Annotated in this window: 25 protein-coding genes; 12 read left to right on the top strand and 13 right to left on the bottom strand. The window is 72.7% G+C overall.

Features of this window, described 5'->3' with window-relative positions; genetic code table 11:
- Positions 1-241: 241 nt before the first annotated feature.
- Positions 242-1,324 carry an SCO2400 family protein gene (locus OG392_RS12090; protein WP_329278471.1) on the top strand — a complete coding sequence of 361 codons (1,083 nt, stop codon included), beginning with the start codon at positions 242-244 and terminating at the stop codon, positions 1,322-1,324.
- 45 nt (positions 1,325-1,369) lie between these two features.
- Here the strand turns inward: OG392_RS12090 and OG392_RS12085 are convergent, their stop codons facing one another.
- Positions 1,370-2,230 (bottom strand): NAD(P)-dependent oxidoreductase, encoded by an 861-nt coding sequence (locus OG392_RS12085; RefSeq protein WP_443054757.1) that lies wholly within the window; start codon positions 2,228-2,230, stop codon positions 1,370-1,372.
- A 125-nt stretch (positions 2,231-2,355) separates the two neighbouring features.
- Between OG392_RS12085 and OG392_RS12080 the strand changes: the two genes are divergently transcribed.
- A complete protein-coding gene (locus OG392_RS12080; protein ID WP_329278467.1) occupies positions 2,356-2,763 on the top strand; it encodes a MerR family transcriptional regulator in 408 nt (135 codons plus the stop codon).
- Between the two features lie 9 nt (positions 2,764-2,772).
- Here the strand turns inward: OG392_RS12080 and OG392_RS12075 are convergent, their stop codons facing one another.
- The gene (locus OG392_RS12075; RefSeq protein ID WP_329278463.1) at positions 2,773-3,210 is read right to left on the bottom strand and encodes a MarR family winged helix-turn-helix transcriptional regulator; all 438 of its coding nucleotides are present in this window, start codon (positions 3,208-3,210) and stop codon (positions 2,773-2,775) included.
- 115 nt (positions 3,211-3,325) lie between these two features.
- Here OG392_RS12075 and OG392_RS12070 point away from each other — a divergent pair, with 115 nt between their 5' ends.
- The 5 genes from OG392_RS12070 to OG392_RS12050 all read left to right on the top strand — a co-directional run bounded on the left by OG392_RS12070 (position 3,326) and on the right by OG392_RS12050 (position 8,211).
- Positions 3,326-4,345, top strand: coding sequence for an NADP-dependent oxidoreductase (locus tag OG392_RS12070; protein ID WP_329278459.1), 1,020 nt, complete (start codon positions 3,326-3,328; stop codon positions 4,343-4,345).
- Positions 4,346-4,409: 64 nt separating this feature from the next.
- Positions 4,410-4,832 carry an organic hydroperoxide resistance protein gene (locus tag OG392_RS12065; RefSeq protein WP_329278456.1) on the top strand — a complete coding sequence of 141 codons (423 nt, stop codon included), beginning with the start codon at positions 4,410-4,412 and terminating at the stop codon, positions 4,830-4,832.
- A 119-nt stretch (positions 4,833-4,951) separates the two neighbouring features.
- Positions 4,952-6,505, top strand: coding sequence for a serine/threonine-protein kinase (locus OG392_RS12060; protein WP_329278453.1), 1,554 nt, complete (start codon positions 4,952-4,954; stop codon positions 6,503-6,505).
- Positions 6,506-6,533: 28 nt separating this feature from the next.
- Complete coding sequence (locus OG392_RS12055; protein ID WP_329278452.1) at positions 6,534-7,373, top strand: EI24 domain-containing protein; 840 nt, start codon at positions 6,534-6,536, stop codon at positions 7,371-7,373.
- A 13-nt stretch (positions 7,374-7,386) separates the two neighbouring features.
- The gene (locus OG392_RS12050) at positions 7,387-8,211 is read left to right on the top strand and encodes a pectate lyase (protein WP_329278450.1); all 825 of its coding nucleotides are present in this window, start codon (positions 7,387-7,389) and stop codon (positions 8,209-8,211) included.
- A gap of 251 nt (positions 8,212-8,462) precedes the next feature.
- Here the strand turns inward: OG392_RS12050 and OG392_RS12045 are convergent, their stop codons facing one another.
- Both OG392_RS12045 and OG392_RS12040 read right to left on the bottom strand, forming a co-directional pair.
- Positions 8,463-9,221: a MerR family transcriptional regulator gene (locus OG392_RS12045; RefSeq protein WP_329278448.1), complete on the bottom strand. Its 759-nt coding sequence runs from the start codon at positions 9,219-9,221 to the stop codon at positions 8,463-8,465.
- A 139-nt stretch (positions 9,222-9,360) separates the two neighbouring features.
- Positions 9,361-10,323, bottom strand: a complete 963-nt coding sequence (locus tag OG392_RS12040) for a LysR family transcriptional regulator (protein WP_329278446.1) — start codon at positions 10,321-10,323, stop codon at positions 9,361-9,363.
- A gap of 146 nt (positions 10,324-10,469) precedes the next feature.
- Here OG392_RS12040 and OG392_RS12035 point away from each other — a divergent pair, with 146 nt between their 5' ends.
- Positions 10,470-12,656 (top strand): M4 family metallopeptidase, encoded by a 2,187-nt coding sequence (locus OG392_RS12035; RefSeq protein WP_329278444.1) that lies wholly within the window; start codon positions 10,470-10,472, stop codon positions 12,654-12,656.
- Positions 12,657-12,765: 109 nt separating this feature from the next.
- On the opposite strand, the gene OG392_RS12030 is transcribed toward OG392_RS12035, so the two are convergent.
- Both OG392_RS12030 and OG392_RS12025 read right to left on the bottom strand, forming a co-directional pair.
- Entirely contained in the window at positions 12,766-13,479 is a 714-nt protein-coding gene (locus OG392_RS12030; protein WP_329278442.1) for a carbon-nitrogen hydrolase family protein, read from the bottom strand.
- A gap of 7 nt (positions 13,480-13,486) precedes the next feature.
- Positions 13,487-14,416: a LysR family transcriptional regulator gene (locus OG392_RS12025; RefSeq protein ID WP_329278440.1), complete on the bottom strand. Its 930-nt coding sequence runs from the start codon at positions 14,414-14,416 to the stop codon at positions 13,487-13,489.
- Between OG392_RS12025 and OG392_RS12020 the strand changes: the two genes are divergently transcribed.
- Positions 14,415-15,272, top strand: a complete 858-nt coding sequence (locus OG392_RS12020; protein ID WP_443054756.1) for an NAD(P)-dependent oxidoreductase — start codon at positions 14,415-14,417, stop codon at positions 15,270-15,272. The genes OG392_RS12025 and OG392_RS12020 overlap by 2 nt on opposite strands.
- Here the strand turns inward: OG392_RS12020 and OG392_RS12015 are convergent.
- The gene (locus tag OG392_RS12015) at positions 15,269-15,844 is read right to left on the bottom strand and encodes a TetR/AcrR family transcriptional regulator (protein ID WP_329278437.1); all 576 of its coding nucleotides are present in this window, start codon (positions 15,842-15,844) and stop codon (positions 15,269-15,271) included. The two genes, OG392_RS12020 and OG392_RS12015, sit on opposite strands and share 4 nt — an antisense overlap.
- Before the next feature lie 150 nt (positions 15,845-15,994).
- Between OG392_RS12015 and OG392_RS12010 the strand changes: the two genes are divergently transcribed.
- A complete protein-coding gene (locus tag OG392_RS12010) occupies positions 15,995-18,499 on the top strand; it encodes a beta-glucosidase family protein (protein WP_329278435.1) in 2,505 nt (834 codons plus the stop codon).
- A 57-nt stretch (positions 18,500-18,556) separates the two neighbouring features.
- Here the strand turns inward: OG392_RS12010 and OG392_RS12005 are convergent, their stop codons facing one another.
- Positions 18,557-19,474: an SGNH/GDSL hydrolase family protein gene (locus OG392_RS12005; RefSeq protein WP_329278433.1), complete on the bottom strand. Its 918-nt coding sequence runs from the start codon at positions 19,472-19,474 to the stop codon at positions 18,557-18,559.
- 259 nt (positions 19,475-19,733) lie between these two features.
- Between OG392_RS12005 and OG392_RS12000 the strand changes: the two genes are divergently transcribed.
- A complete protein-coding gene (locus tag OG392_RS12000) occupies positions 19,734-20,228 on the top strand; it encodes a DUF3145 domain-containing protein (RefSeq protein ID WP_329278431.1) in 495 nt (164 codons plus the stop codon).
- A gap of 182 nt (positions 20,229-20,410) precedes the next feature.
- Here OG392_RS12000 and fabF read toward each other — a convergent pair whose 3' ends face one another.
- The 5 genes from fabF to OG392_RS11975 all read right to left on the bottom strand — a co-directional run bounded on the left by fabF (position 20,411) and on the right by OG392_RS11975 (position 25,359).
- Positions 20,411-21,673: a beta-ketoacyl-ACP synthase II gene (gene fabF, locus OG392_RS11995; RefSeq protein ID WP_329278429.1), complete on the bottom strand. Its 1,263-nt coding sequence runs from the start codon at positions 21,671-21,673 to the stop codon at positions 20,411-20,413.
- A 79-nt stretch (positions 21,674-21,752) separates the two neighbouring features.
- On the bottom strand, positions 21,753-22,001 hold the full coding sequence (locus OG392_RS11990; RefSeq protein WP_030321861.1) for an acyl carrier protein: 249 nt from the start codon (positions 21,999-22,001) through the stop codon (positions 21,753-21,755).
- 56 nt (positions 22,002-22,057) lie between these two features.
- Positions 22,058-23,128 carry a ketoacyl-ACP synthase III gene (locus OG392_RS11985; RefSeq protein WP_329278426.1) on the bottom strand — a complete coding sequence of 357 codons (1,071 nt, stop codon included), beginning with the start codon at positions 23,126-23,128 and terminating at the stop codon, positions 22,058-22,060.
- 18 nt (positions 23,129-23,146) lie between these two features.
- Positions 23,147-24,088, bottom strand: coding sequence for an ACP S-malonyltransferase (locus OG392_RS11980; RefSeq protein WP_329278425.1), 942 nt, complete (start codon positions 24,086-24,088; stop codon positions 23,147-23,149).
- Between the two features lie 89 nt (positions 24,089-24,177).
- Positions 24,178-25,359, bottom strand: coding sequence for a PucR family transcriptional regulator (locus OG392_RS11975; RefSeq protein ID WP_329278423.1), 1,182 nt, complete (start codon positions 25,357-25,359; stop codon positions 24,178-24,180).
- Between the two features lie 188 nt (positions 25,360-25,547).
- Between OG392_RS11975 and OG392_RS11970 the strand changes: the two genes are divergently transcribed.
- Positions 25,548-26,216 (top strand): pirin family protein, encoded by a 669-nt coding sequence (locus OG392_RS11970; RefSeq protein ID WP_329278420.1) that lies wholly within the window; start codon positions 25,548-25,550, stop codon positions 26,214-26,216.
- Positions 26,217-26,220 lie beyond the last annotated feature (4 nt).

The raw sequence follows: 26,220 nt of genomic DNA, 5'->3' as shown, positions 1-26,220 counted from the left end.
GGAGTGCGGTGCTGGCACGGGCGAGGTGGGTTCGCGTTACGCGTTCCTCCTGGAATCGTCCGGCTGTCCGGGGCGCGGCGCGCGTTGGGCTGCGCCGCCCGGGGCCCGTTCCGGCGCGCCCGGCAGCACGTACCGAAGCGGGAGAATCACGACGCACCGCCGACGACCTGCGGTTTCCTCACAGAATCCTCACTTCCGCGCCTACCTGTGGCGGTACCCGGCCGCATAGCCTGCGGGCCCCATGGACTACTGCCACGCGTGCCGGCGGCATCTCAACGGGGCCCTCGCCTGTGCCGGGTGCGGGACTCCCGTAGAGGAACTGCGGTACGAGACCCCCCACATACCCGGCCGGCCGGCCGAGCCCGTCCAGGCGTTCCCGTCGGCCCGGCCGGGGCAGCCCGCAGGTCCCGGTCCAGGTCCCGCGTACGGCTCCGGTCCGGCGTACGGCGCGGGTCAGGCGTATGGCTCAGCTCCTGAGTACGGGGCGGGTCAGGCGTACGGCTCGGCTCCCGAGTACGGCGCGGGTCAGGCGTACGGCGGCGGACCCGTGGACGGCGCGGACACCGACCGCCGCGAAGGTCCCGACCGCCGCGAAGGTCCCGAGCCCGGCGAAGGCCCCGGGTACGCGTCGGCGCCCGAGCACGTCTATGAACTCGACGTCCTCGAACCGCCCCGGGCGACCCCCGGCGGCCGCCGCGCCGCCCGCGGTGCCGCGCGGGGCCGGTCCGCCGACCGGGCCGCCGTGCGCAAGGGCCGCCGCGGGCGGAGCCGCCGGGGCCGTACGGTCCTGGTGGGAACCCTCGGGCTGGTCATCGCGGCGGGTTCGCTGAGCCTGGCCCGGCTCGCCGTGGAGGAACCGGACAGGAACGGCGCCGCCACGGCCGTGGAGGAACTCGACGTCACCCCGTCCCCGCTGGCCCCGGAGCCCGTCGAGACCACCGCCGCCCCGGACGGCGGCGACCCCGGGCCGGTCACGTCCGCACCGGCCCGCCCCCGTCAGGTGAGCGCGGACACGAGCAGGGGTACGGGCACAGGAGCGGGTACGGGCTCGGGTACGGGCTCCGGCACGGGTACGGGTACGGGCCCCGGCACGGGGATCGGGAGCACCCCGCAGCACCCGTCGACGCCCACCGACCCGGTGACCCGGCCCGCGGCGACCCCCACCGCGACCCCGTCGGCCACGAAGGCCCACACGCCTCCGTCGGGCACGCCCACCGCCACGGACCCGACCCCGTCGGCCACGGCCACGACCGCCTCTCCCAGCCCCACGCCGACCCCGAGCCCGACGAGGACGTGCACCCCCTTCCTCTGGTGGTGCGTCTGAGCGGTGGCCGCCCGTCACGGGTCCGCCGGCCGGCGTGATTCGGCGTCAGTCCGCCGCGGGCCTGCCGAACTCCTCGATCAGGACCGGGTACTGCTCGCCGCCGTGCCCGGCGGCGATCGCGCGGTCGGCCATGGCCTTGAAGAGCTTGGGGAGTTCGGCGTTGACGCCGAGCGCCTCGCTCTCCCCGATCAGGTGCTCCATCGCCCGCGCGTCGGTCTCCAGGGCCGACACCTCTGCGGGGAAGGAGCCGGCGTCGATCTGCTCGGCGTACCCCGGGAGCCAGTCGGCGACCCCGGCGGCGATCCGCCGGGCGAACGGCGCATACGTCGCCGCGTCGACGCCCGCCCTCCCCAGCATGGCCGTGCCCTGGAGCCAGGCGTTGAGGACGCTCCACATCATGGCCAGTCCGGCCACGTCGTAGAGGGACGCAAGCCCGTGGTCCTCGCCGAGATGGGTGACGGTGCCGAGCGCCGCGAGGGTGGCTCCGTGGGCGTCGAAGTCGGCCTTCGGGCCGCTGTGCAGGATCACCGCCTCGGCGGTGCCGATGGCCGGCGGTACGGCCATGACGGCGCCGTCCAGGTAGCGGGCGCCGCGCCGTCCGGCCCAGCGGGCGGTGTCCCGGGCCTGCGCGGCGTCGCCCGAGGTCAGATTGACCAGGGTCGCGCCGTCGAGCTTCACGTCGTCCGTGTCGAGGAGTTCCCGCACGGCCGCGTAGTCGGTGAGGCAGACGATCGTCAGGGGGCTCGCGTCGAGCGCGGCGCCGACGGAGGGCGCCGGGTGCGCGCCCTCGGCCACCAGCGCGGCGGCCTTGGAGCTCGTACGGTTCCAGACCGTGGTGGGGTGTCCGGCCCTGAGGAAGGCGCCGGCGAGTGCCCGGCCCATCAGACCGAGTCCGATGGCGGTCACGGGTGCGGACGGTTTCACGGATGCGTTCACGGATGCGGCTGTTCTGTCGGTCATGGCAGCATCGTGAACGTTGATACCGGTGTGAAGGTCAAGCGAGCGCGTGAGCGAGTGAGGTCGAGGCTGCTGTGCGGATCGGGGAGTTGAGCCGCCGGACGGGTGTCCACGCCCATCAGTTGCGCTACTACGAGGCTCAGGGCCTCCTGGAGGCCGGCCGCGGTTCCAACGGCTACCGCGAGTTCGACGAGAGCGCCGTGCTGCGGGTGCGGCAGATCCGTCATCTGCTGGGCGCGGGGCTGTCCTCGGAGGACATCGCGTACCTGCTGCCGTGCGCGGTCGGCGAGGCCCCCGAGCTGGCCGGCTGTCCCGAGCTGGTGGCCGCGATGCGGTCCCGGATGGGGCGGATCGAGGACCAGATGGAGCGGCTGGCCCGGTCCCGCGACGCGCTCGCCGTCTACATCGACGCGGCCGAGCGCATGGGCGCCGAGAACTACCCGCCCTTCGACGGATCCGGCCAGGAGTCCGTCCCCGCCTGACGACACCCCCTAGACGTCCGGCTGGACGCCGAGCATCCGCTTGAGCAGGTCCCGCAGCAGCGTCCGCTCGGCCTCGGTCAGCTCGCCGAGCGGCTCGCGCGCGAAGTCCAGGGACTCCCGCAGCCGGTGTGCCGTCGCGCGGCCCTCCTCCGTGGGGACGGCCAGTTTGACGCGGCGGTCCGCCGGGTCGGGCCGGCGCTCGACCATGCCACGGGCCTCCAGGCGGTCCACGATCCCGGTGATGTTGGACGGCTCGCACTTCAGCTTCTGGGCGATCCGGCGCATCGGCAGCGGATCCAGCGAGAGCAGACCGAGGACACGGGCCTGCGCGCCGGTCAGCGCGTGCTGCGCGGCGGCCTGCTCGTACTCCTCGTAGTAGCGCGCGACGACCGTGCCGATCAGCTCGACGACTTCGAGGGTCAGGGGGTCCGTGCGGGGAGTGGCCATGTCGTCCATCCTACCCAGATGCTTGACAACATAAAATATCTAGGTGCATGGTTGTTTCAGGTAGTGAATCTTTTGTGATCTGAAGCTTTTCGTACGTTCTCTGGAGGCCGTGCTCATGTCCGTTCTTCCCGCGTCCAGCCGTGAGTGGCACCTCGTCGCCCGTCCGCACGGCTGGCCGACCCCCGCGGACTTCGCGCTCCGCGAGACCCCCGTCACCGAGCCCGCCGAGGGCCGGATCCTGGTCAGGAACCTGCACTTCTCGGTCGACCCGTACATGCGCGGCCGCATGAACGACGTGAAGTCGTACATCCCGCCGTTCAAGCTCGACCACCCCATGGACGGCGGCGCGGTCGGCGAGGTCATCGCCTCCGGCGCCGAGGGCTTCGCCGTCGGCGACCACGTCCTGCACGGCCTCGGCTGGCGCGAGTACGCCGACGTCCCGGCCCAGCACGCCACCAAGGTCGACCCGGCGCTCGCCCCCCTCTCCGCCTACCTCGGCGTCCTCGGCATGACGGGCCTCACCGCCTACGCCGGCCTCTTCGACGTGGCCTCCTTCAAGGAGGGCGACGCGGTCTTCGTCTCCGGCGCCGCCGGTGCCGTCGGCAGCCAGGTCGGCCAGATGGCGCGCCTCAAGGGCGCCTCCCGGGTGATCGGCTCGGCCGGCTCCGACGAGAAGGTCAAGTTCCTCGTCGAGGAGCTCGGCTTCGACGCCGCCTTCAACTACAGGAACGGCCCGGTCAAGGACCAGCTCCGCGAGGCCGCCCCGGACGGCATCGACGTCTACTTCGACAACGTCGGCGGCGACCACCTCGAAGCCGCGATCTCCTCGCTCAACGTGCACGGCCGCGCCACCATCTGCGGCATGATCGCCCAGTACAACGACACCGAGCCGGTCCCGGGTCCGCGCAACATGGCGATGATCATCGGCAAGCGGCTCCGTCTCCAGGGCGTCCTCGTCGGCGACCACTACGGCCTCCAGCAGCAGTTCGTCCAGGAGGTCGGCGGCTGGCTCGCCGCCGGCGAGCTCAAGCACCGCGAGACCTTCGTCGAGGGCATCGAGAACGGCGTGGACGCCTTCCTCGGACTGCTCCGCGGCGACAACACCGGAAAGATGATCGTCTCGGTGACCCGTTAGTCTTCCCTCAGCCGCCGCGATCGTGGGCGCGAGTCGCGGCGAACCCATGAAGGAAGTACCTCGCATGTCGATCCAGCACTCCGACGTTCTCTACACCGCCGTCGCCACCGCCGAGAACGGGCGTGACGGCCGTGTCGCCACCGACGACGGCCAGCTCGACGTCGTCGTCAACCCGCCGAAGGCCATGGGCGGCTCCGGCGCGGGCACCAACCCCGAGCAGCTCTTCGCGGCGGGCTACAGCGCCTGCTTCCAGGGCGCGCTCGGCGTCGTCGCCCGTAACGAGAAGGCCGACGTCTCCGGCTCGACGGTCACCGCCGAGGTCGGCATCGGCAAGAACGACGACGGCTTCGGCATCATCGTCAAGATCTCGGCGACCATCCCGAACGTGGACGCCGAGACCGCCAAGAGCCTGCTCGAGAAGGCCCACCAGGTCTGCCCGTACTCCAAGGCGACCCGCGGCAACATCACGGTCGAGCTCGCCGTCTGAGTCCGGCCCCGGCCGGCGGCTCTGCCCGAGGACCGCACCCCCGTTCCGGGGGTGCGGTCCTCGCCGCGTTCGGGGCCGCTGCGGCATCATGGCCCTGTCCGGCGGACAGGGGGAGTCGCGTGGCGTCGTACAACGGGTCGGAGCGTGCCGACCACGGACTGATCGGCGGGCGTTACCGCCTGGGCGAGCGGCTCGGCCAGGGGGGCACCGGCGTCGTCCGGCGGGCCACCGACGAGCTCCTCGGGCGGCCGGTCGCGGTCAAGACCCTCACCCTCGACACCGACGCCGACCCGGCCGGAGCCCTCCGCGAGGCCCGTGTCGTCGCCCGGATCCGCCACCCCCATGTGATCGTCGTCCACGACGTCGTCGAGCACGACGGCCGTCCCGCCCTCGTCATGGAGCTGGTCGACGGCGGCTCGCTCGCCGACCGTCTCGCCGCTCCCGAGGGGACGCTGACCGTACGGGAGACCGCCCGCCTCGGCCTCGCCCTGCTCGACGCGCTGTCCGCCGCCCATGCCCACGACGTGCTGCACCGGGACGTGAAGCCCGCCAACGTCCTCCTGGAGAAGGGCACCGGCCGGGCGGTCCTCACCGACTTCGGCATCGCCAGCCTCCCCGGCGCCACCACGCTCAGCGGCACCGGAGTCTTCGTCGGCACCCCCGAGTACACCGCGCCGGAGCGCATGGTCGGCGGCGAGGCGGGACCCGCCGCCGACCTCTGGTCCCTCGGCGCGCTGCTCTGCGCGGCGGCGACGGGCACGTCGCCGTTCCGCCGGGACTCGATCGGGGCCGTGCTCCACGCGGTCGTGTACGGGGAGATCCGGCCGCCCGAGCGTCTCGGCCCCCTCCTGCCGGTCGTCCACGGACTGCTCGACCGCGACCCGGAGCGGCGCCTGACCGCCGAGGAGGCCCGCCGTCACCTCACGGCCTGCCTGGCCGACGACACCCGGTCGCGGGACACCCCCGTGCTCGACACCCCGGCGCAGGCCTCCCCGGCACAGGCCTCCCCGGCCGTCCGGGACCGGGACGGTGCCCCGGGTGAGGTCGCGCGGCCCCGGGGGCCCCTCGTGCTGCCGGTCGTGGCGGCCGTCGTCGCCGCCTGCGTCGCCGCCGTCACGGTCGCCGTGCTGCTCGCCGTCCGCGACGGCCGCGGACCGGACGCGGGGCCCGCCACCCGGACGGGCACGCCGTCCACGGCCCCCGCCCCCGGGCCGCCGCCCGCCGGGTACACCGCCGTCGCCGACGAACGCGGCTTCACGCTGGCCGTGCCGGCCGGGGCCACCCGCTCGACCGACGGCGAGCGGATCTTCTACACGACGGGCGACGGTGCCGTCTGGGTCGGTGTCCGGATCCGGCCGGTGCCCGTCGGCGGGGCCGTAGGGGCGATGCGGACCGCCGACGCGAGCGGCCCGCGCACCAACCCCGGATACCGCGACGGCGTCGTGGGGGAGACCCGGCACAGGGGACTGCCCGCCGCCCGCTGGGAGTTCACCTGGGACGGCTTCACCGCCGCCGAGGGACCCCGGCACACCGTCGACCTCTGCTGGGAGCAGGCCGGGACCCTGTACGACGTGTGGGCGTCGGCCCCGGTGGACCGCGCGGCGGAGGGCCGCGCCCATCTCACCGCGGCGCTGGACTCCTTCCACACCTCGGGTCGGGCGCCGGGCGGCTGAGCCGTACCCCACCGATAAGGTGAACCTCATGCGCGATCTCGGGGTGGGTTTCGGTTACCTGGTAAAGGGCCAGAAGTGGGTGGGCCGGCACGGACGGTGGTTCGGCTTCGGGCTGCTGCCCGGACTCGTGACCCTCGTCCTCTACGCGGGCGCGCTCGTCGGCCTGGGCTACGGGGCCGACGACCTGGCCGCCTGGGCGACCCCCTTCGCCGACGACTGGAGCTCCCCCTGGCAGGGGATGTTCCGCGGCACCCTGACCGCCCTGGTCGTCGCCCTCGGCCTCTTCCTCGCGGTCATCACCTTCACCGCCGTGACCCTGCTGGTCGGCCAGCCCTTCTACGAGTCGCTCTCCGAGGAGGTCGACCGCAGCGAGGGCGGCGAGGTGCCCGAATCAGGGCTGCCGCTCTGGCGCGAGCTGTGGATCTCGGCCCGCGACAGCCTGCGGATCCTGGTGCGGGTCGCGTTCTACGGCATCCTGCTCTTCGCCTGCGGTTTCATCCCGGTGATCGGCCAGACCGTCGTTCCCGTCCTCGGTTTCTGCGTCTCCGGCTTCTTCCTCGCCGAGGAGCTGACCGCCGTCGCGTTCCAGCGCCGGGGCGTCGAGCTCAAGGAGCGGCTCCAGCTGCTGCGCGGGCGCCGGATGGCGGTCCTCGGCTTCGGCGTTCCGCTGACCCTCGCCTTCATCGTGCCCTTCGTCGCCGTCTTCCTGATGCCGGGTGCGGTCGCCGGGGCCACGCTGATGGCCCGCGAGCTGGGCGGCGAGACCGGCGGCGACGACCGGGACGAGAACTCCCGGGAAAACGATCACTCACGCGGCAACCTTCCTTCCTCCGGCGGCGACCAGGGGGTGCACCACCTCCCCCACTGAAGGAAGAAGCATCATGACCTCAGCGTCACACAAGCGGAAGACGGGCCGTCGGCGGGCGATCATCGGCGGTCTGAGCGCCCTCGGGGTCACCGGGGCGGCGATCGTCACCACCACCCTGCTCGCCCCGGCGGGCGCCGCGAGCGCCCTGCCCGCCTGGCCGCAGGCCAAGGGCAGCAAGCCGGTCCCCGCGTCCCTCCCGGTCTCCGGCACCTACGACGGCGGGCTCCGGCGCTTCTACGGCACCGGTGAACTCGGCTCGGACGGCCAGGACGAGAGCCAGCAGCCGCTCTTCGTCCTCGCGGACGGCGCCGTCCTCAAGAACGTGATCATCGGCTCCCCGGCTGCCGACGGGGTCCACTGCCTCGGCAGCTGCACCCTGCAGAACGTCTGGTGGGAGAACGTCGGCGAGGACGCCGCCACCTTCAAGGGCACCTCGGCGTCCTCGGTGTACGCGGTCCAGGGCGGCGGCGCGAAGAGCGCGTCCGACAAGGTCTTCCAGTTCAACGGCGCCGGCAAGCTGGTCGTGAACAAGTTCCAGGTCTCCGACTTCGGCAAGCTCGTCCGCTCCTGCGGCAACTGCAGGAAGCAGTACACGCGGACGATCCTGGTCAACGACGTCGACATCACCACGCCCGGCAAGTCGATCGTCGGTGTCAACGCCAACTACGGCGACACCGCGTCCCTGCGGAACGTCCGGATCCACGGCGACACCAAGAAGAAGATCAAGCCGTGCACCCGCTTCACCGGCAACGACACCGGCAAGGAGCCCAAGGAGATCGGCTCCGGCCCGGACGGCACCACGTGCCGCTACTCCGCCGGGGACCTCTCGTACGACTAGGCCGTGTCTGAGAACCGGGTCCGGGTCTTGCCCTGTACCGGGATGATCTCGGTGCGGGGCGATTCGTCGCGCACCGAACCGTGCGTACCTGCGTGGGCGCGGGATCCTCTGCACGATCCCGGAACCCGCCGATCGAGCACGGTGACGGGCGCCACCTCGCTCGGCAACTGACAGGCCGGGCGAGGTGAGCCTGTCGGTGCGACGCACCACCTGCTCTCCGGGCTGGTCTCGCGGGACAGCCCGGAAAGCAGTCAGCTGAGCCGGGTTGTGGCATAGACCTCGATGGCGTCGCGCTGGTACGCGGCCAGGCCCGGTGCGATCGCCTCGTACGCAGCGCGCCAGGCGCTGTTGTCCACGCAGGAGCGTCCGACGGCGCGGTACTCCTCGGCGGAGACGGGCCGCAGTTCGGTCATGGCCTGGTACTGGGAGTCGATCTGGGCCTGCACGGGCGCGGCGTCGGCCGGGTGGCCGGCGGCCATCAGGTCGGCCAGCAGGATCATCTGTGTCGTGCGCTCGCGCTGTCCGGCCTCGATGTCCTGCGGGGTCATCGCGGCGACCGTGCGGGCGACTTCCTCGGCGTGCTCGGGGAAGTCGTGCAGGCTCTCCTGGTACTGGGAGGGCTGGATGCCCTCGAACAGGTTCTCCGGTCGGTTGATGGTCATGGGGTTGCCGTCCTTTCTGGAGTGTTCCAGTTCGGCGATCGTGCGGGAGACGGTGCTGGCCAGGGCGTCGAGCCGGTCCCGCTCGGCGAGCAGCCGCCGGTGGTGCCCGCGCAGGGCGTCCACCTCGTCGACCTGCTCGGCGAGGATCCGGCCGACCTCGGGAAGCCCTACACCCAGTGCCCGCAGTACGAGAATCTGCTGCAGCCGCAGCAGCTGATGCTCCTCGTAGTAGCGGTGGCCGTTGGCCCCGATCCGGGCGGGCGGCAGCAGGCCGACCTCGTCGTAGTGCCGCAAGGTCCGGGCGGTCACGCCCGACATCCGAGCGACCTCCGCGATAGGCCAGTCCATCGCCCTCTCCCTCACGATCCCGTCGCCGGACCGGTTTCTCCGGCCCTGTGAAAGACGGTAGAAGCTGCCGCAGCGGCAACCGCAAGGCCGCACCCCCACGATCTGGATGGCGGCCCACGACCTTTGTCCCGGCGTCGTCTCAGACGTCGAGGACCGGGTGCAGTTCCGGTCTGGCCTCCCACCACTCCCGGTAGAAGGCGTTGTTGTCGATGTTCGCCAGATAGGCGTGGACCGCCGCCCGGTACAGCAGCTCCGCCTGCCGGGCGGGGACCGCCGCCCTGTTCCAGGCCAGCCGGATCCGGCCCAGGACCGGGTCGCCCTCCAAGGGGCGCAGGACCGTGCCCTCCGCGTGCGGGGCCGTCGGCTGGCTCATGGAGATCGCCCGGCCCGAGGCGATCAGGTCGTAGTGCATCTTCCGGTCGGCGACCCGGTGCCGCAGCGAGGGGGTGAACCCGGCCCTCGCGCAGGCGGCGACCAGGGCCTCGGGCCCGCCGTCGTCGTCCTCCACCAGGGTCATCCAGGACTCGCCGGCCAGCTCGGCCAGCGCGATCCGTTCCTTCCCGGCCAGCGGGTGCGCGGCCGAGAGACGCACGCAGAACGGCTCCCTGGGGACCAGGGTCCGGGCCGTGGTGCCCTCGGGCAGGGCGACCTCGTGCTCGTTGACCTCCCCGTACAGGACGGCGTCGTACCGGCCCGCGCCGAGCTGCCGGGTCAGGGTGGTCGCCGAGTGCTCCACGGTCACCGCGATGTCCTGCCCGGCCATCACCCGCTCCAGCTGTCCGAGCAGCCCGTCGACCAGGACGAGCAGGATGCAGCCGAGCCGCAGCGGGGTGCCGGGGGCGACGGCCCGCGCCCCGGCGGCGAGCGCGTCCATCTCGCCGAGGACGAGCCGCGCCTTGGAGAGCACGAACTCGCCCAGCGGGGTGGGCTCCACGCCGTTGCGGCCGCGCAGGAAGAGCTCCCCTCCCGCGACCCGCTCGATGCGCCGGAGCTGCGCGGAGAGCGCCGGCTGGGAGACCCCGAGCCGCCCGGCCGCACGCCCCAGACTGCCCGCTTCCGCTATCCGGCAGACGGCTTCGAGATGCCTCAACTCCAGCTGCATTTCAGCAGCGTACGCAGCACCGCGCGGCCGCACCATAACCCGCGTCTTATGCCGGATGAGATGTCCCTATCCAGTCATGTCCACGCCCATACTCGGCGCGACGATCCGTCTCCCCCACCACGATCCCACCCTGATCGGAGCAGACGTTGCACCCCAGCAGAATCACGGCGGCCGTGGCCGCCCTGGCGCTCTCGGCGAGCCTCGCGACCGCCCTCGCCGGCACCGCCACCGCGGCACCGCAGGCGCAGCCCGTACCCCCGGGCCACGGCAAGTCCCTCGCGCTCGCCGCCGCCGACGGTGCCGCGGCCAGCGGCCTCGACGAGCTCCGGCACGGCGCCGACGAGGACCTCGTCCGGACGTCCGTCACCCCCTGGGCGAACGGCCTGTACTTCGCCTCGTACGAGCGCACCTACCGCGGTCTGCCGGTCGTCGGCGGCGACGCGGTCGTCGTCTCCGACAGCTCCGGCAAGGTCCGCGAGGTCACCGGCGCCCCGGCGCCCGCCATCAAGGTCTCCACGCGGGCGAAGGTGACCGCCGCCGCGGCCCTCGCCACCGCCCGCGGGCAGCTGGTCTCGGTGGAGAGCGCGAGCGCCCCCGAGCTGACCGTGCTCCTCAAGGGCGGCAAGGCCGTGCTGACCTGGCACACCCTGGTCATCGGCCGGACCGCGCAGGACGCCCCGAGCTCCCTCGACACCTACGTCGACGCCGTCACCGGCTCCGTCGCCCGGGCCACCGACAAGATCCTGCACGCCGACGGCCGCGGCTACCACAACGGCAACGTCACCATCGACACCGCCGCGAGCTCGATGACGGACACCAGCCGCGGCGCCTTCAAGTGCGGCGGGCAGAACGGCAGCGCGTACACCGGCTCCTCGCCCTGGGGCAACAACGGCGCCAACGACCTGGTGACCGCCTGCGTCGACATCATGTACGCGGCGCAGAAGGAACACTCCATGCTCAAGGAGTGGTTCGGCTACAACGGCCAGAACGGTCAGGGCGGCATGGTCCCGGCCCGCGCCGGACTCTCCGAGGTCAACGCGTACTACGACGGCACGAAGACGACCTACGGGCGGGCCCAGACCGGCTCGAACCAGCTGACCGGCATCGACGTCGTGGCCCACGAGTACGGCCACGAGATCTTCGACCGGACCCCGGGCAGCGCCGGCTCGTCGAACGAGAACGGCGGGCTCAACGAGTCCACCGGCGACATCTTCGGCGCGCTCACCGAGCACTACGCCAACAACCCGAACGACACCCCGGACTACACGGTCGGCGAGAAGGTCAACTTCTTCGGCGACGGCAAGCCGATCCGGAACATGTACAACCCCTCGCTCGTCGGCAACGACCCCAACTGCTACCCCCAGTTGAGCTCGGGCACCGAGGTGCACGCGGCGGCCGGACCGCAGAACCACTGGTTCTACCTGCTCGCCGAGGGCTCCAACCCGGGCGGTGGCAAGCCCAACAGCCCCATATGTTCCGGCGGTCCGTCCTCCGTGACCGGCGTCGGCATCCAGAAGGCCGGCAAGATCTTCATGGGTGCCCTGCTCATGAAGACCTCCTCCTGGAACCACCTGGCCGCCCGCAAGGCGACCCTGACCAGCGCCAAGAACACCTACGGCAGCGTCGAGTGCAACGCCGTGAAGGCGGCCTGGAACGCGATCGGCGTCCCCGCCCAGTCCGGTGAGACCGACTGCGGCGGCACCACCACCCCGGACTTCTCGCTCGCCCTGAACCCGTCCTCGGGCTCGGTCCAGGCCGGTGCCTCCGTCACCTCCACGGTGAACACCAGCACCACCGGCGGCAGCGCGCAGACCGTCCAGCTCTCCGCGAGCGGCGCCCCGAGCGGTGTCACGGTCTCCTTCAGCCCCAGCTCGGTGACCTCCGGCAACGCGTCCACGATGACCGTGCAGGTCGCGGCGGGCACGGCCAACGGCACCTACCCGATCACCGTCACCGGTACGGGCTCCGCCACCCACACCGTCACCTACCAGCTGTCGGTCGGCACCACGACCCCGCCCACCGGCTGCGACAACACCGAGCACAGCTACCAGGGCAGCCTGACCTCCGGTCAGACCGCGATCCAGCCCGACGGCTCGTACTACTACTCGGCGACCTCCGGCACCCACGTGGGCTGCCTGCGCGGCCCGGCCGGCAAGGACTACGACCTCTACCTGCAGAAGTGGAACGGCGCGGGCTGGGTGGACGTCGCCGTCGGCGGCACCGCGACGGCCGATGAGGACACCAGCTACTACGGCACGGCCGGCTACTACCGGTACATCGTCCACGCGTACAGCGGCTCCGGCGCGTACACGCTGGGCCTGAGCGCCCCGTAACGGGGACGGGGCGCCGTCATGGACCGGGGGTTCCGTGACGGCGGTCCGGGGCCGGGCGGCCGTATGTCCCACGGCCGCCCGGCTCCTTCTCGCGAGCCGGTTCCGCCGGTCAGCCGATCTCGGCGAGCACGAAGCCGGGCTCCGTCCCGCCGGCGTCCGCGATCCGCCCGCCGTCCGGGCCCCAGACCCCGGCCGAGCCGCCGCCCACGCCGTCCTCGTTGGCCCCGAGGACGTTGCCGAGCACCACGTACAGGCCGAAGTCCCGGGCCCGCACCGGATACACCGTCTCGAACGAGTCGTTGTCGGCGGAGAGCACCGAGCTCGCCAGGTACACCGCGCACGCCTCGGCGGCGGCGCGCTCGGCCAGTCCGGGGAAGCGGTTGTCGTAGCAGGTGGCCGTCGCGAACCGGACCCCGTCGAGGGTGAACCGCCCGTCGGAGGTCCCCGGCGCGAAGACCTCGCGCTCGATTCCGTACAGGTGCTGCTTGTCGTAGCGGGCGAGGAGCCCGCCCTCCGGGCCGACGACCAGCGTCGTCACCGCGGGCCGGCCGTCCGCCGTCCGTACCGGCCCGTTGACGACGGCGGCCGCCGACACCGCGCGGCAGGCCTCCCGCACGGGTTCGAGCCGGGGATCGTCCTCGGTGAGGACCAGACCGGGGGAGTCCCGGATCAGGGTCGGCTCGTACCCGCTGAGGCAGAGCTCGGCGAAGACGACGACCCGGGCTCCCGCGGCACCGGCGTCCCGGATCAGCCCGGCGACGGTCCGCACATTGGCGGCGATGTCCCCGGCGACCGGGGCGAACTGGGTGGCTGCGACGATCATGCCCCCATCATCCCGCCCGCCCGCCGCGCGGGAACCCCGGGGAGCCCCGCAGCGCCTCCGCCGTCTCCCGCAGCACCTCCAGGAACGCGGCCGCCGCAGCCGACGGGACCGGCGGGGTCGCCGCGTGGATCCGGCGGTACGGGACGTCGTCCGGATGGATCCGGACGAGCGTGACGTCCCGGCGCACGCCCGCGGCCGCGAGCGCCGGGACGAGCGTGACGCCCAGCCCGGCGGCCACCGCGCCCAGCTTGGCGATCCAGTCGTGCGCGATCAGCCCCGTGCGCGGCCGGAACCCGGCGGCGACCGCCGGACGGAACAGGGTGTCCTCCAGGCGCTCGTTGCCGACGATCCACTCCTCCCCGGCGAGTTCGGCGAGCCGCACCGCCCGCCGCCCCGCGCGCGCGTGCCCCCGAGCCAGGGCCACCAGCATCGGCTCGTCGAGCAGGTGGTGCAGGACCACGCCCTCCGGCGGGGGAGCGGTGACGGCCGGACTGACCACCGCGAGGTCCAGCTCCCCGGCGGCGAGCAGCCCCAGGTGCTTCACGGACGGCCCCTCGGTACGGGTGACCGCCACCCCCGGACGGCGCGCCCGGAACGCGGCCTGCGCGCCGGGGACGAGCGCCGCGTTGGCGCTGGAGAACGAGCCGAGCCGGAGCAGCCCGCCGTCCAGGGTGCGCAGCGCCTCCAGTTCGGCCCGCGCCGCGACCAGCCTGTCCCGTACGGCCTCGGCGTGCGGCAGCAGCACCCGGCCGGCCTCGGTCGGCCGCACCCCTCGCGGCAGGCGCTCGAAGAGCACCGCGGCCGTCTCGTCCTCCAGGGCCTGGATCTGGCGGGAGACCGCGGACTGGGTGTAGCCGAGGACGCGGGCGGCGGCGGTGAAGGACCCCTCGCGGGCGACGGCGAGGAACGCTTCGTACAGGCCATGCGAGACGGGCATGATCACCATGCTAGACATTCGCTGGTCGCATGTGAGGCTCGGCCCTAGCGTCGACGGCATGGAGAACACACAGCAGCACATCGCCTTCCTCGGCCTCGGATCCATGGGGCTCCCCATGGCTCGCAGACTCCTCGACGCCGGACACCCGTTGACCGTCTGGAACCGCACGCCCGCCAAGGCCGACGCCCTCGTCGCCGACGGTGCCGTCCGCGCCGCGAGCCCCGCGGAGGCCGTCCGGGACGCCGACGTCGTCGTCACGATGCTCGCGGACCCGGCCGCCGCGCTCGCCGTCGCGGACGAGCTGATCCCGGCGCTGCGTCCCGGCACGCACTGGATCGACACCTCGACGGTCGGCCCGGACACCGTCCGCGCCCTGGCCGACCGGCTCCCCACCGGGGTCACCCTGATCGACGCGCCCGTCATGGGCAGCGTCGACCGGGCCGCCTCCGGCGACCTGCTGATCCTCGCGGGCGGCGACACCGCGCCCGTCGCCGCCGTCCTCGAACGGCTCGGCGCGACCACCCCGTGCGGAGGGCCCGGGACCGGCGCCGCCCTCAAGCTCGTCCTCATCAACGCGGCCATCGGCGGGGTCGCCCTGGTCGCCGAGGCCCTCGCGCTCGCGGGCGCCCTCGGCCTGCCCCGGGGCCTCGCGCTCCGCAGCCTCGGCGCCGGCCCCCTCGCGGGCGCCGTCGGCCGCGCCACCGCGACCGGCTCGCACTTCCCCGTCGCCCTCGCCGCGAAGGACGTCGCCCTGGCGACGGCGGTCGCGAAGCTGCCCGTCCTGGAGGCCGTCCACGCCGCCCTGACGGAGGATCCGGCGCTGCTCGGCGAGGACCTGGCGGCCGTGGCCCGTTAGGGGGTGTCGTCGCCCCCGGACAGCAGGCGCAGGAAGTCCCGGAAGGCGCCGGGCATGTCGACCGCGCCGGGGTCGAGGAGCCACTGGTACTGGAGTCCGTCCATGACCGCCGTCAGGAGCGGGGCGGCGCGCTCCGGGCTCAGCCCGCTCGGCAGCCGGTCGCCGAACTCCAGGCGCAGCACCTGCGCCATGTTCGCCCGCACCAGTGCGTACCGCTCGGTGAAGAACTCCCGCGCCGGGTGCTCGTCCGTCACGCTCTCGCCGAGCAGCGCGGAGAAGGTCTGCACGATCCCGGGCCGCATCGCGTTGTACTCGACGAGTGATTCGAGCAGGTCGAGCCGCCAGCCCTCGCGGTCCCGGCCGCCGCTCGTGTCCCAGCGGTCCCGCTCCTCCAGGACGGCGACGAGCAGCGCCTCCTTCGTCGGGAAGTAGTGCAGGAGTCCCTGCTGGGTGAGGCCGACGCGCTCGGCGACCGAGCCGAGGGTGGCGCCCCGGTAGCCGCGCTCGGCGATCACTTCGAGGGCCGCGCGCAGGATGTCCGCCCGCCGCTCCTCGCTCCTGGCCCGCACCATCGCCGTGGCCCCTCTCAGGTCGTCGCTTCCGACAGGACCGTACCCCGTCCTTAAGATAACGAAAAGATAACATCACCTACCGATCTACAGGTAAGTGGGTGCACGATGGCGTCATCGGGGTCATCGGTACGTCAACGAGGAGGTACGGCCATGACGGAGACCAGCGCGGACCCGGCAGCCGGCACGACGGGCACGGCGCGGGACGGCGCGGCCGACACGGCGCGCGAAGAGGCCGTCGAGGCGGCGCTCGCCAAGCTCGGCCTGGACGCCAAGACCCGGCTGCTCGCCGGCCAGGACATGTGGTCCCTGCCCGCCCTGCCGGAGATCGGCCTGCAGTCCCTGGTCATGTCCGACGGCCCCATCGGCGTCCGCGGCGTCCGCTGGACTGCCGACGACCCGTCCGTCGCCCTGCCGTCCCCGACCGCGCTCGCCGCCGCCTGGGACACCACCCTCGCCCGCCGCGCCGGCCGCCTCCTCGCCCAGGAGGCCCGCCGCAAGGGCGTCCACGTCCTGCTCGCCCCCACGGTCAACCTGCACCGCACCCCGCTCGGCGGCCGCCACTTCGAGGCCTACAGCGAGGACCCGTTCCTCACCGGCGCCGTCGGCACGGGCTACGTCCAGGGCGTCCAGGACGGCGGAGTCGGCACCACCGTCAAGCACTTCGTCGCCAACGACGCCGAGACCGACCGCTTCACCGTCGACTGCAGGATCGCCCCACGCCCCCTCCGCGAGCTCTACCTCTCCCCCTTCGAGGCCATCGTCAAGAACGCCCACCCCTGGGGCATCATGACCGCCTACAACCGGGTCAACGGCGTGACCATGACCGAGAACCGCCACCTCGTGAACGGGGTCCTGCGCGGCGAGTGGGGCTTCGACGGCTACAACGTCTCCGACTGGATGGCCGCCCGCTCCACCACCGGCGACATCGAGGGCGGCCTCGACGTCGCCATGCCCGGCCCGCAGACCGTCTACGGCGAGGCGCTCGCCGCCGCCGTCCGCGCCGGCGAGGTCGAGGAGTCCACGGTCGACGCCGCCGTACGCAACGTCCTGCGGCTCGCCGCCCGTGTCGGAGCCCTCGAGGGCGCCCCGCCGGTCGTCGCCGAACCCCCGCTCCCCCTCGACGGCGACGCGCTCGCCCGTGAGATCGCCCGCCGCGGCTTCGTCCTCGTCCGCAACGAGAACGGCGCGCTGCCCCTCGCGCCCGGAGCGACCGTCGCCCTCTCCGGCGCCGCCGCCCGCGATGCCCGCATCCTCGGCGGCGGCTCCGCCCAGGTCTTCCCCGAGCACGTCGTCTCCCCGCTGGCCGGCCTCACCGCCGCCCTCGGCGCCGGTTCCGAAGGAGGCGCGCTCACCTTCACCGTCGGCGCCGACCCCAGCGAGGAACTCACCCCCGCCGGCTCCACCTCGACCGGGTTCACCCTCCGCGCCCGCTGCCGCGACGCCTCCGGCGCCGTGCTCGGCGAGGGCTCCCTGCCCAACGGCCAGGTCCAGTGGATCGGCGACGACCTCCCGGCCGGCGTCACCCACGAGGCCCTCGCCTCCATCGAGGTCGTCGGCACCTTCACCCCGCGCGAGTCCGGCCGGCACTCCTTCGGCACCCGTGGCCTCGGCTCCTTCGCCCTCGCCGTCGGCGGCGAGACCGTCTACGAGGGCGTGCAGGCCATGGGCCCCGAGACCGACCCCTTCGAGGCCTTCTTCGGTTCCCCGGTCGAGCGCGCCAAGGTCTCCCTCACCGCGGGCGAGACCGTCGAGGTGTCGCTGCTCCACACCCTCGACAAGGAGTTCGCGGCCCCGCTGCCGGCGGTCATGTTCTCCTTCGTCCACCTCGGTCCGCGCCGTGACCCCGACGAACTGATCGCCGAGGCCGTCGAGGCGGCCCGCGCCGCCGACACCGCCGTCGTGGTCGTCGCCACCACCGAACGCGTCGAGTCCGAGGGCTTCGACCGCAAGGACCTCACCCTCCCGGGCCGCCAGGACGACCTCGTACGGGCCGTCGCCGCCGCCAACCCGAACACCGTCGTCGTGGTCAACGCCGGCTCCCCGGTCGAACTGCCCTGGCGCGAGGACGTGGCCGCGATCCTGCTCAGCTGGTTCCCCGGCCAGGAGGGCGGCGCCGCCCTCGCCGACGTCCTCACCGGCGCCGAGGAGCCCGGCGGCCGTCTCCCCACCACCTGGCCCGTCGCCCTCGCCGACGTCCCCGTCACCGAGACCACCCCCACCGAGGGCGAACTCGACTACGCGGAGGGCGTGTTCATCGGCTACCGCGCCTGGGACAAGGCCGGCGCCGTCCCCGCGTACGCCTTCGGCCACGGCCTCGGCTACACGACCTGGTCGTACGACTCCCTGACGGCCGGCCCCGACACCGTGACCGTCCGGCTCACCAACACCGGTGACCGCGCCGGCCGCGAGGTCGTCCAGGTCTACCTGGCCCCCGTGGACGACTCCGTGGAGCGCCCCGCCCGCTGGCTGGCCGGCTTCGCGAGCGTCGAGGCGGGCCCCGGCGAGACCGTCGAGACCCGGATCGAACTGCCCCGCCGCGCCTTCGAGATCTGGGACGAGGAGAAGAACGGCTGGACCCTCGTCGCCGGAACCTACGAGGTCCTGGCGGCGCACTCCCTCACGGACGCCCGCCTGACCGCCACGGTCGAGATCTGACGGCGAGGTCCCCCATGACCGGCCCCGGGGCGGCACCTGACAACCGCCCCGGGGTCCTCACTCCTTCGTGATCCGCCGGTACGCGAGCTCCGCGAGCCGCGCCTGCCCGTCCCTGCTCGGGTGGAAGAAGTCCCAAGGGCTCAACTGCCCGGCGTCGAAACGGAAGTCGAAGACCGCCCCGTCGTCGTACCGGCAGCGCTCGTCCTTCGCGCACACCTCCGAGAGCACCCGGTTGTACGCCACCACCCGGTCCTGCACCTCGGCGCGCCGCCGTTCCGCCGCGGCGCTCAGGTTCTCCGCGTCCGCCAGCATCGCGCCGCAGACGCCCAGTTTCCACACCTCCAGCCCCATCGGGCTGACCCGCCCCGTCGACCACAGGTGCATCAGGGACGGCACGCTCGCCACGTACACCTGCGCCTTCGGCGCGCCCTTCCGCAGCCGGGCGAGGGCGGTCTCGAAGTGCGTCCGGAAGTCGGCGACCGGTGTCATCAGCCCGGGGGTGGGCCGGCAGGCGTCGTTCGCGCCCATCATCACCGTGACCAGCTCGGGCCGTTCGGCGGCCGCCCCGGCCATCTGCTCGGGAAGCTCCGCCATCCGCGCCCCGGTCCGTGCCAGGTTCCAGCTGCGGGTGGCGGCCTTCTCCGGTCCGAGCAGGCGCAGCGCGAGGCTGTTCACGGCCGCGTCCGTGCCCGTGGCCCAGGACGACTCGGGGCAGTCCGCGAGGATCGCGCAGGCGTCGAAGGCCCGGGTGACGGAGTCGCCGACGGCGGCGACGGAGGCGGGGGAGACGTCCCAGAGCGAGGTCGGCTCCGGGGCCGGCCTCGTGGTCCGCTCCGGGGCCCCCTTCGGGGTGGTTCTCGCCTCGGCGGGCTTCGCCCCGGGCTCCCCGGCGGTGCAGCCCGACAGCGCCCCCGCGCACAGCAGAGCCGCCGTCGCGGTGGCGACAGCGGTACGAATTCTGCGTCGGCCGCGCATCCCCGGCCCCTCCTTCGGCGTCCTGGCGGGTGAAAGCTTCGTGTTCACCCGCCCCCGGACCGACGGTACGTCACACCGATGACGGTGCGGCACGGTAGCTTTTCCCCCGTCGAACCAGAGGCACCTTTGCCGACCGGCTCCGGTAAATTACATCACGTCACATCCTGTCCCCTTTTTAAAGGTTTGTGACGTTTTGCTCCTGATGCTGTTTACTGAGGCCGCTGGGAAAGGCGAACCTCGTCCCACACTGGAGGTCCCGGTGACGACACGTGGAGTCCTGTACGTTCACTCCGCACCGCGCGCGCTGTGCCCGCACGTCGAATGGGCGGTCGCGGGTGTCCTCGGTGCGAGGGTCCAGCTCGACTGGATCCGCCAGCCGGCTTCCCCCGGCACCTGGAGAGCAGAGTTGTCCTGGCAGGGCCGTACCGGCACCGCCTCCGAACTCGCCTCCGCGCTGCGCGGCTGGCAGATGCTCCGCTTCGAGGTCACTGCGGAGCCCTGTCCCACCGCCGAGGGCGAGCGCTACAGCGCCACCCCCGACCTGGGCATCTTCCATGCCGTCACCGGAATGCACGGGGACATCCTGGTCCCCGAGGACCGGCTGAGGGCGGCGCTCGCGCGCTCCGCGCAGGGCGAGACGCAGCTGGAGGCCGAGATCGCCCGGCTGCTCGGCAAGCCCTGGGACGACGAACTGGAGCCCTTCCGGTACGCGGGTGAGGGAGCCCCCGTGCGCTGGCTGCACCAGGTCGTCTGACCTGCCGTCACCCGCGGGCGTACACCCCGCCCCGGTGCGCGGGGGCGCGCCGGGTGGGAGAGCGGCGACGCCTCCTGATGGAGGCGGAACCATCGGCCTTCGCCCTGCGCCGACGAGGAGGCACACGGCGGAGGCCCACCCCCGGGAAGGGGGTGGGCCTCCGTCATGCGTCAGGCGCGAGGTCAGACCGTGCGGAACGCCAGCACCACGTTGTGGCCGCCGAAGCCGAACGAGTTGTTGATCGCGGCGATCGTGCCCTGCGGGAGCTCGCGGGGCTCGTCGCGGACGATGTCCGCGTCGACCTCCGGGTCCAGCTCGTCGACGTTGATCGTCGGCGGGGCCAGGCGGTGGTGGAGGGCCAGGACCGTCGCGACGGTCTCGATGCCGCCCGCACCGCCGAGGAGGTGGCCGGTCATCGACTTCGTCGCGGAGATCGCGACGTGGTCCAGGTCGTCGCCCAGGACCTTCCGCAGCGCCTTGATCTCGGCGACGTCACCCTGCGGCGTCGACGTGGCGTGCGCGTTGAGGTGGACGACCTCGGACGGCTTGAGGTCCGTCGCGTCGAGCAGGTTCTGCATCGCGGCGGCGATGCCCCGGCCGGTCGGCTCGGGCTGCGCGATGTGGTGGCTGTCGGCCGACAGGCCCTGGCCGAGGACCTCGCAGTAGACGCGCGCGCCGCGCGCCTTCGCGTGCTCCTCGGACTCCAGGATCACGACGCCCGCGCCCTCGCCGAGCACGAAGCCGTCACGGCCGGTGTCGTAGGGACGCGAGGCCTTCGTCGGCTCGTCGTTGCTCTTGGACATCGCCATCATGTTGGCGAAGGCGGCGATCGGCAGCGGGTGGATCGCGGCCTCGGTACCACCGGCGACGACCACGTCGGCACGGCCGGTACGGATCATCTCGACGGCGTAGCCGATCGCCTCGGCACCCGACGCGCACGCGGAGACCGGGGTGTGGACGCCCGCCCGGGCGTTCACCTCCAGGCCCACGTTCGCGGAGGGGCTGTTCGGCATGAGCATGGGCACGGTGTGCGGGGAGACGCGGCGAACGCCCTTCTCCTTGAGCACGTCGTACTGGTCGAGCAGAGTCGTTACGCCACCGATGCCGGAGGCGATGACCGACCCGAGCCGCTCGGGCGTGACGGACGCGTCCTCGCCGGCGGGGGCGGTGTAGCCCGCGTCGGCCCAGGCCTCACGGGCCGCGATCAGCGCGAACTGCGCCGAGCGGTCCAGCTTGCGGGCGAGCGGGCGGGGCAGGACGTCACCGGGGTCGACGGCGGCGGTCGCGGCGATCTGCACGGGCAGTTCGGCGAAGCGCTCGCCCTCCAGGGGCCTGACGCCGGAGCGCCCCGCGAGAAGACCTTCCCAGGTCGACGCGGAGTCGCCACCCAGCGGTGTGGTTGCGCCGATACCGGTGACGACCACGGTGCGATTGGTCGAGCTCACAGGAATTCGTTCTCCATGTGTGTGATGGTCGGAATACGGCGCCACCGCCGGGTGGCGGACCGAGTCAGCGAGGGCCGAATCAGGCCTGGTTCTTCAGGATGTAGTCGGCAGCGTCGCCGACCGTCTTGAGGTTCTTGACGTCCTCGTCCGGGATCTTGACGTCGAAGCGCTCTTCGGCGGCGACGACGACCTCGACCATGGAGAGCGAGTCGACGTCCAGGTCGTCGGTGAAGGACTTGTCCAGCTGGACGTCCTCGACCGGGATGCCGGCGATCTCGTTGACGATCTCGGCGAGGCCTTCGACGATCTGGTCCTGGGTGGCGGCCATGGTGGCGCTCCTTCTTGTGATTACTTGTGAAAAGGCTTCCGGGAGAACCGGAGTGCCTAGGGGAGGGTAACGACCGTCGCGGCGAAGACGAGACCCGCCCCGAAGCCGATGATGAGCGCGGTGTCGCCGCTCTTCGCCTTGCCGGTCGCCAGGAGTCGTTCCATGGCGAGCGGAATCGAGGCCGCGGACGTGTTGCCGGTGGTCTCGACGTCACGGGCGACCGTGACGTGCTCCGGGAGCTTCAGCGTCTTCACCATCGAGTCGATGATCCGCATGTTCGCCTGGTGCGGGATGAAGACGTCCAGATCGTCCGCCGAGATGCCGGCGGCGTCCAGGGCCTGCTGGGCGACCTTCGCCATCTCGAAGACGGCCCAGCGGAAGACCGCCTGACCCTCCTGCGTGATGGCGGGGAACTTGATGTCGCCGCTGCTGTCGAGCGGAAGCTTGGTGACGTCGCCCATGGGGGTCCCCCCTGCTCGAGCGGAGCCGAGAGCTTGGGGGAGGAACTCGTTCCACGGGACCGTCTGCTTGATCGTCTCGGACTTGTCGCCCTCGGAACCCCAGACGGTGGGGCCGATGTGCGGCTCGTCCGAGGGGCCGACGACCACGGCGCCGGCGCCGTCGCCGAACAGGAAGGCCGTCGCGCGGTCCTCCAGGTCCGTCAGGTCGCTGAGCCGCTCGACGCCGATGACGAGCACGTACTCCGCGGAACCCTCGACGATCATGCCCTTGGCGAGCGTCAGGCCGTAGCCGAAGCCCGCGCAGCCGGCGGAGATGTCGAACGCGGCCGGCTTGCCGGCGCCGATCTTGTCGGCGATCTCGGTGGCGACGGCCGGGGTCTGCTTGAAGTGCGAGACCGTGGAGACGATCACGCCGCCGATCTGCTCGGGGCTGATCCCGGCGTCGGCGATGGCCTTGCCCGAGGCCTCCACCGACATGGCGGCGACGGTCTCCTCGGGGGAGGCCCAGTGACGGGTGGAGATGCCGGAGCGCGAGCGGATCCACTCGTCGGACGAGTCGATCTTCTCGAGGATCACCTCGTTCGGCACGACCCGGGTGGGGCGGTAGCCGCCGACACCGAGGATCCGCGCGTACGGGGCGCCCTTGCTGGGCTTGATCTTCGACATGCTTCTCGACACTCCTTGTCAGACGGCCGCGTGCTCAGCGATGAGCGTACGGGCCGCGTCGAGGTCGTCGGGAGTCTTGAGCGCGACCGTGGACACACCCGGCAGGGCGCGCTTGGCGATACCGGTCAGGGTGCCGCCGGGGCACACCTCGATCAGGGCGGTCGCGCCGAGCGCCTGGAAGGTCTCCATGCACAGGTCCCAGCGGACCGGGTTCGCGACCTGGCCGACCAGGCGGGCCACGATCTCGGCGCCGTCGGTGACGACCTGCCCGTCCTTGTTCGAGACGTAGCGGACGGCGGGGACGGCCGGGGACAGCTCCTTGGCCGCCGCCTCCAGCTTCGCCACGGCCGGGGCCATGTGGTGCGTGTGGAAGGCGCCGGCGACCTTGAGCGCGACGACCCGGCGGACACCCTCGGGCTTGTCCGCCTCCAGGGCGGCCAGCTGCTCCATGGTGCCGGCGGCCACGATCTGGCCCGCGCCGTTCACGTTGGCCGCGGTCAGACCGAGCTTCTCCAGGTGCGGGACGGTGACCTCGGGGTCGCCGCCGAGCAGCGCGGACATGCCGGTCTCGGTGATCGCGGCGGCATCGGCCATCGCGAGTCCGCGGGTCCGGACGAGGCGCAGCGCGGCGGTGTCGTCGAGGACGCCCGCGAACGCGGCGGCGGTGAACTCGCCGACGCTGTGACCGGCGACGACGCCGGCGGCGCCGGCGGCCTTCGCGGCGGAGGTCCCGTCACCGAGGGCGGCGGCGGACAGCAGGCCGGCGGCGACGAGGAGCGGCTGGGCCACGGCGGTGTCACGGATCTCGTCCGCGTCCGCCTTCGTGCCGTAGTGGGCGAGGTCGAGCCCGATGGCGTCCGACCAGGCCGCGATGCGGTCGGCGGCGCCGGGGAGTTCGAGCCAGGGAGTCAGGAAGCCGGGCGTCTGGGCGCCTTGGCCGGGAGCGACGAGTACGAGCACCCTCACACTCTCTCTTGCGGACGGCTTCGAGCGCCCGTGGGGACAGGGACGAAGAACCGTCGGGGGAATTGTTGGTGTTCGACAAAAGTCTAGGACTGCGGATCTGCGTCGGCCAAGCGTCCGAGAATCAGCGCGATCCGCAGCGTGAACGCGGAACGGACATCAGAGGGTGACCAGCCGGTGACGTCGGTCACACGTCGAAGCCGGTAGCGCACGGTGTTGGGGTGTACGAACAACATGCGGGCCGCGCCTTCCAGGCTGCTGGCCTGCTCCAGATAGACACTGAGAGTTTCGAGCAGCGCCGAACCCGCTTCCTCCAGCGGTCTGTAGATCTCCTCCACCAGCTGCTCGCGCGCCGAAGGGTCGGAGGCGATGGCGCGCTCCGGCAGGAGATCGTCCGCGAGGACCGGCCGGGGGGCGTCCTGCCAGGCCGAGCAGGCCTTGAGGCCCGCCGCGGCGGCCTGCGCGGAGCGCGTGGCGGCCAGCAGGTCGGGGACGACGGGGCCCGCGACGACCGGGCCCGCCGCGTACGGGCCGATCAGGGCCTTGGCCACGGCCAGTGGATTGTCGTTGCCGCCGGCGATGACGACCAGACGGTTGCCGAGGACGCCCGTGAGGACCTGGAGCTTGGCGTGCCGGGCCGCGCGGCGGATCGCCTCCACGGTCAGCTCGCTGTCGCCGTCGGGAGCCGTGCCGAGGATCACGCAGACATGGTCCGGGGAGTTCCAGCCGAGCGCCGCGGCACGCGAGACCGCGCCCTCGTCGGCCTCGCCGGAGAGGACCGCGTTGACCACGAGCGATTCCAGGCGCGCGTCCCAGGCGCCCCGGGCCTCGGCGGCCTGCGCGTACACCTGGGCGGTCGCGAAGGCGATCTCCCGGGCGTAGACGAGGAGCGCCTCGCGGAGGATGGACTCGTCGCCGGGGGCGGCGACCTCCTCGATCGCGGTCTCCATGACCTCGATGGTGGTGCGCACCATCTCGACGGTCTGGCGCAGGGTGATCGCGCGGGTCAGCTCGCGGGGCGCGGTGCCGAAGACGTCCGTCGAGATGGCCTGCGGGGTCTCCGGGTGCCGGAACCACTCGGTGAACGCGGCGATACCGGCCTGGGCGACCAGACCGATCCACGACCGGTTCTCGGGCGGCATCGCCCGGTACCACGGCAGCGTCTCGTCCATGCGGGCAATGGCGTTGGCGGCGAGCCGCCCGGAGGACTGTTCGAGGCGCTTCAGGGTCGCGGCGTGCGGGTGAGGGGCGTTCGTGGGTTCTGGCACGGGGACAAGACTGCCTTATCGGGACGGCAGTGTGCGGGGTCGGGGCGGGTTCGGTTCCGGCGGGGCGGGCCCGCCGGACGGGCCGGGGCCCGCGGCGGGCGTCCCGGGCGGGGCGGGCCCGCGCTCCGGTCCGTGGCCCGCGGCCGGACTGCCGTAGGACCCGTGACGGCCGGACTACCGTAGGACCCGTGATTCGTATCCAGCGCTCGGGGGAGCGGTATCCCGGTGGGGATCCCGCCGCCGGGATCGAGACCCGGCACGCCCTGTCCTTCGGGCCGCACTACGACCCCGACAACCTCCGCTTCGGCGCCGTGCTCGCCTGCAACGAGGAGCGGCTCGCCCCCGGCGCGGGCTTCGACGAGCATCCGCACAGCCACACCGAGATCGTCACCTGGGTCGTCGAGGGGGAGCTCACCCACCACGACACGGCGGGGCACACCACGGTGGTCCGCCCCGGCGACCTCCAGCGGCTGAGCGCAGCCGGAGGAGTCCGGCACGTCGAACGCAACGACGCCGGCGCGCCGCTCGTCTTCGTGCAGATGTGGCTCGCGCCGCTGTCTCCGGGCGGGGAGCCCGGGTACGAGGTGGTGCGAGGGCTCGCGGAGCCGTACGACCTCCCGGAGGCGGACGCGCGACTGCACGTCCGCCGTCCCGTGGCGGGCGAGCGGGTCCCCGTGCCGTCCGCCGACTTCGTGTACGTCCATGTCGTACGGGGCACGGTCGGGCTCGACGGGGAGCCGCTGCACCCCGGCGACGCCGCCCGTGTCACCGACGCCCGGGGGCACACCCTCGACGCCATGACCGATGCGGAGGTCCTGATCTGGGAGATGCGGGACTGGCGCAAGGCCCTCGGCTGAACGC

Source organism: Streptomyces sp. NBC_00691 (assembly GCF_036226665.1).
Lineage (GTDB): Bacteria > Actinomycetota > Actinomycetes > Streptomycetales > Streptomycetaceae > Streptomyces.
Note: the sequence above shows the minus strand (reverse complement) of the source record. Positions and strands in the feature narration are given on the sequence as shown.

Excerpts from the sequence above, each read along its gene's own strand:
- OG392_RS12050 (WP_329278450.1), top strand. The coding sequence starts at position 7,387 with ATGACCTCAGCGTCACACAAGCGGAAGACGGGCCGTCGGCGGGCGATC.
- OG392_RS12090 (WP_329278471.1), top strand. The coding sequence starts at position 242 with ATGGACTACTGCCACGCGTGCCGGCGGCATCTCAACGGGGCCCTCGCC.
- OG392_RS12030 (WP_329278442.1), bottom strand. The coding sequence starts at position 13,479 with ATGATCGTCGCAGCCACCCAGTTCGCCCCGGTCGCCGGGGACATCGCC.
- OG392_RS12005 (WP_329278433.1), bottom strand. The coding sequence starts at position 19,474 with ATGCGCGGCCGACGCAGAATTCGTACCGCTGTCGCCACCGCGACGGCG.
- OG392_RS12065 (WP_329278456.1), top strand. The coding sequence starts at position 4,410 with ATGTCGATCCAGCACTCCGACGTTCTCTACACCGCCGTCGCCACCGCC.
- OG392_RS12010 (WP_329278435.1), top strand. The coding sequence starts at position 15,995 with ATGACGGAGACCAGCGCGGACCCGGCAGCCGGCACGACGGGCACGGCG.
- OG392_RS12040 (WP_329278446.1), bottom strand. The coding sequence starts at position 10,323 with ATGCAGCTGGAGTTGAGGCATCTCGAAGCCGTCTGCCGGATAGCGGAA.
- OG392_RS12075 (WP_329278463.1), bottom strand. The coding sequence starts at position 3,210 with ATGGCCACTCCCCGCACGGACCCCCTGACCCTCGAAGTCGTCGAGCTG.
- OG392_RS12055 (WP_329278452.1), top strand. The coding sequence starts at position 6,534 with ATGCGCGATCTCGGGGTGGGTTTCGGTTACCTGGTAAAGGGCCAGAAG.
- OG392_RS11990 (WP_030321861.1), bottom strand. The coding sequence starts at position 22,001 with ATGGCCGCCACCCAGGACCAGATCGTCGAAGGCCTCGCCGAGATCGTC.
- OG392_RS11985 (WP_329278426.1), bottom strand. The coding sequence starts at position 23,128 with ATGTCGAAGATCAAGCCCAGCAAGGGCGCCCCGTACGCGCGGATCCTC.
- OG392_RS12025 (WP_329278440.1), bottom strand. The coding sequence starts at position 14,416 with ATGCCCGTCTCGCATGGCCTGTACGAAGCGTTCCTCGCCGTCGCCCGC.
- OG392_RS12015 (WP_329278437.1), bottom strand. The coding sequence starts at position 15,844 with ATGGTGCGGGCCAGGAGCGAGGAGCGGCGGGCGGACATCCTGCGCGCG.
- OG392_RS12070 (WP_329278459.1), top strand. The coding sequence starts at position 3,326 with ATGTCCGTTCTTCCCGCGTCCAGCCGTGAGTGGCACCTCGTCGCCCGT.
- OG392_RS12020 (WP_443054756.1), top strand. The coding sequence starts at position 14,415 with ATGATCACCATGCTAGACATTCGCTGGTCGCATGTGAGGCTCGGCCCT.
- OG392_RS12045 (WP_329278448.1), bottom strand. The coding sequence starts at position 9,221 with ATGGACTGGCCTATCGCGGAGGTCGCTCGGATGTCGGGCGTGACCGCC.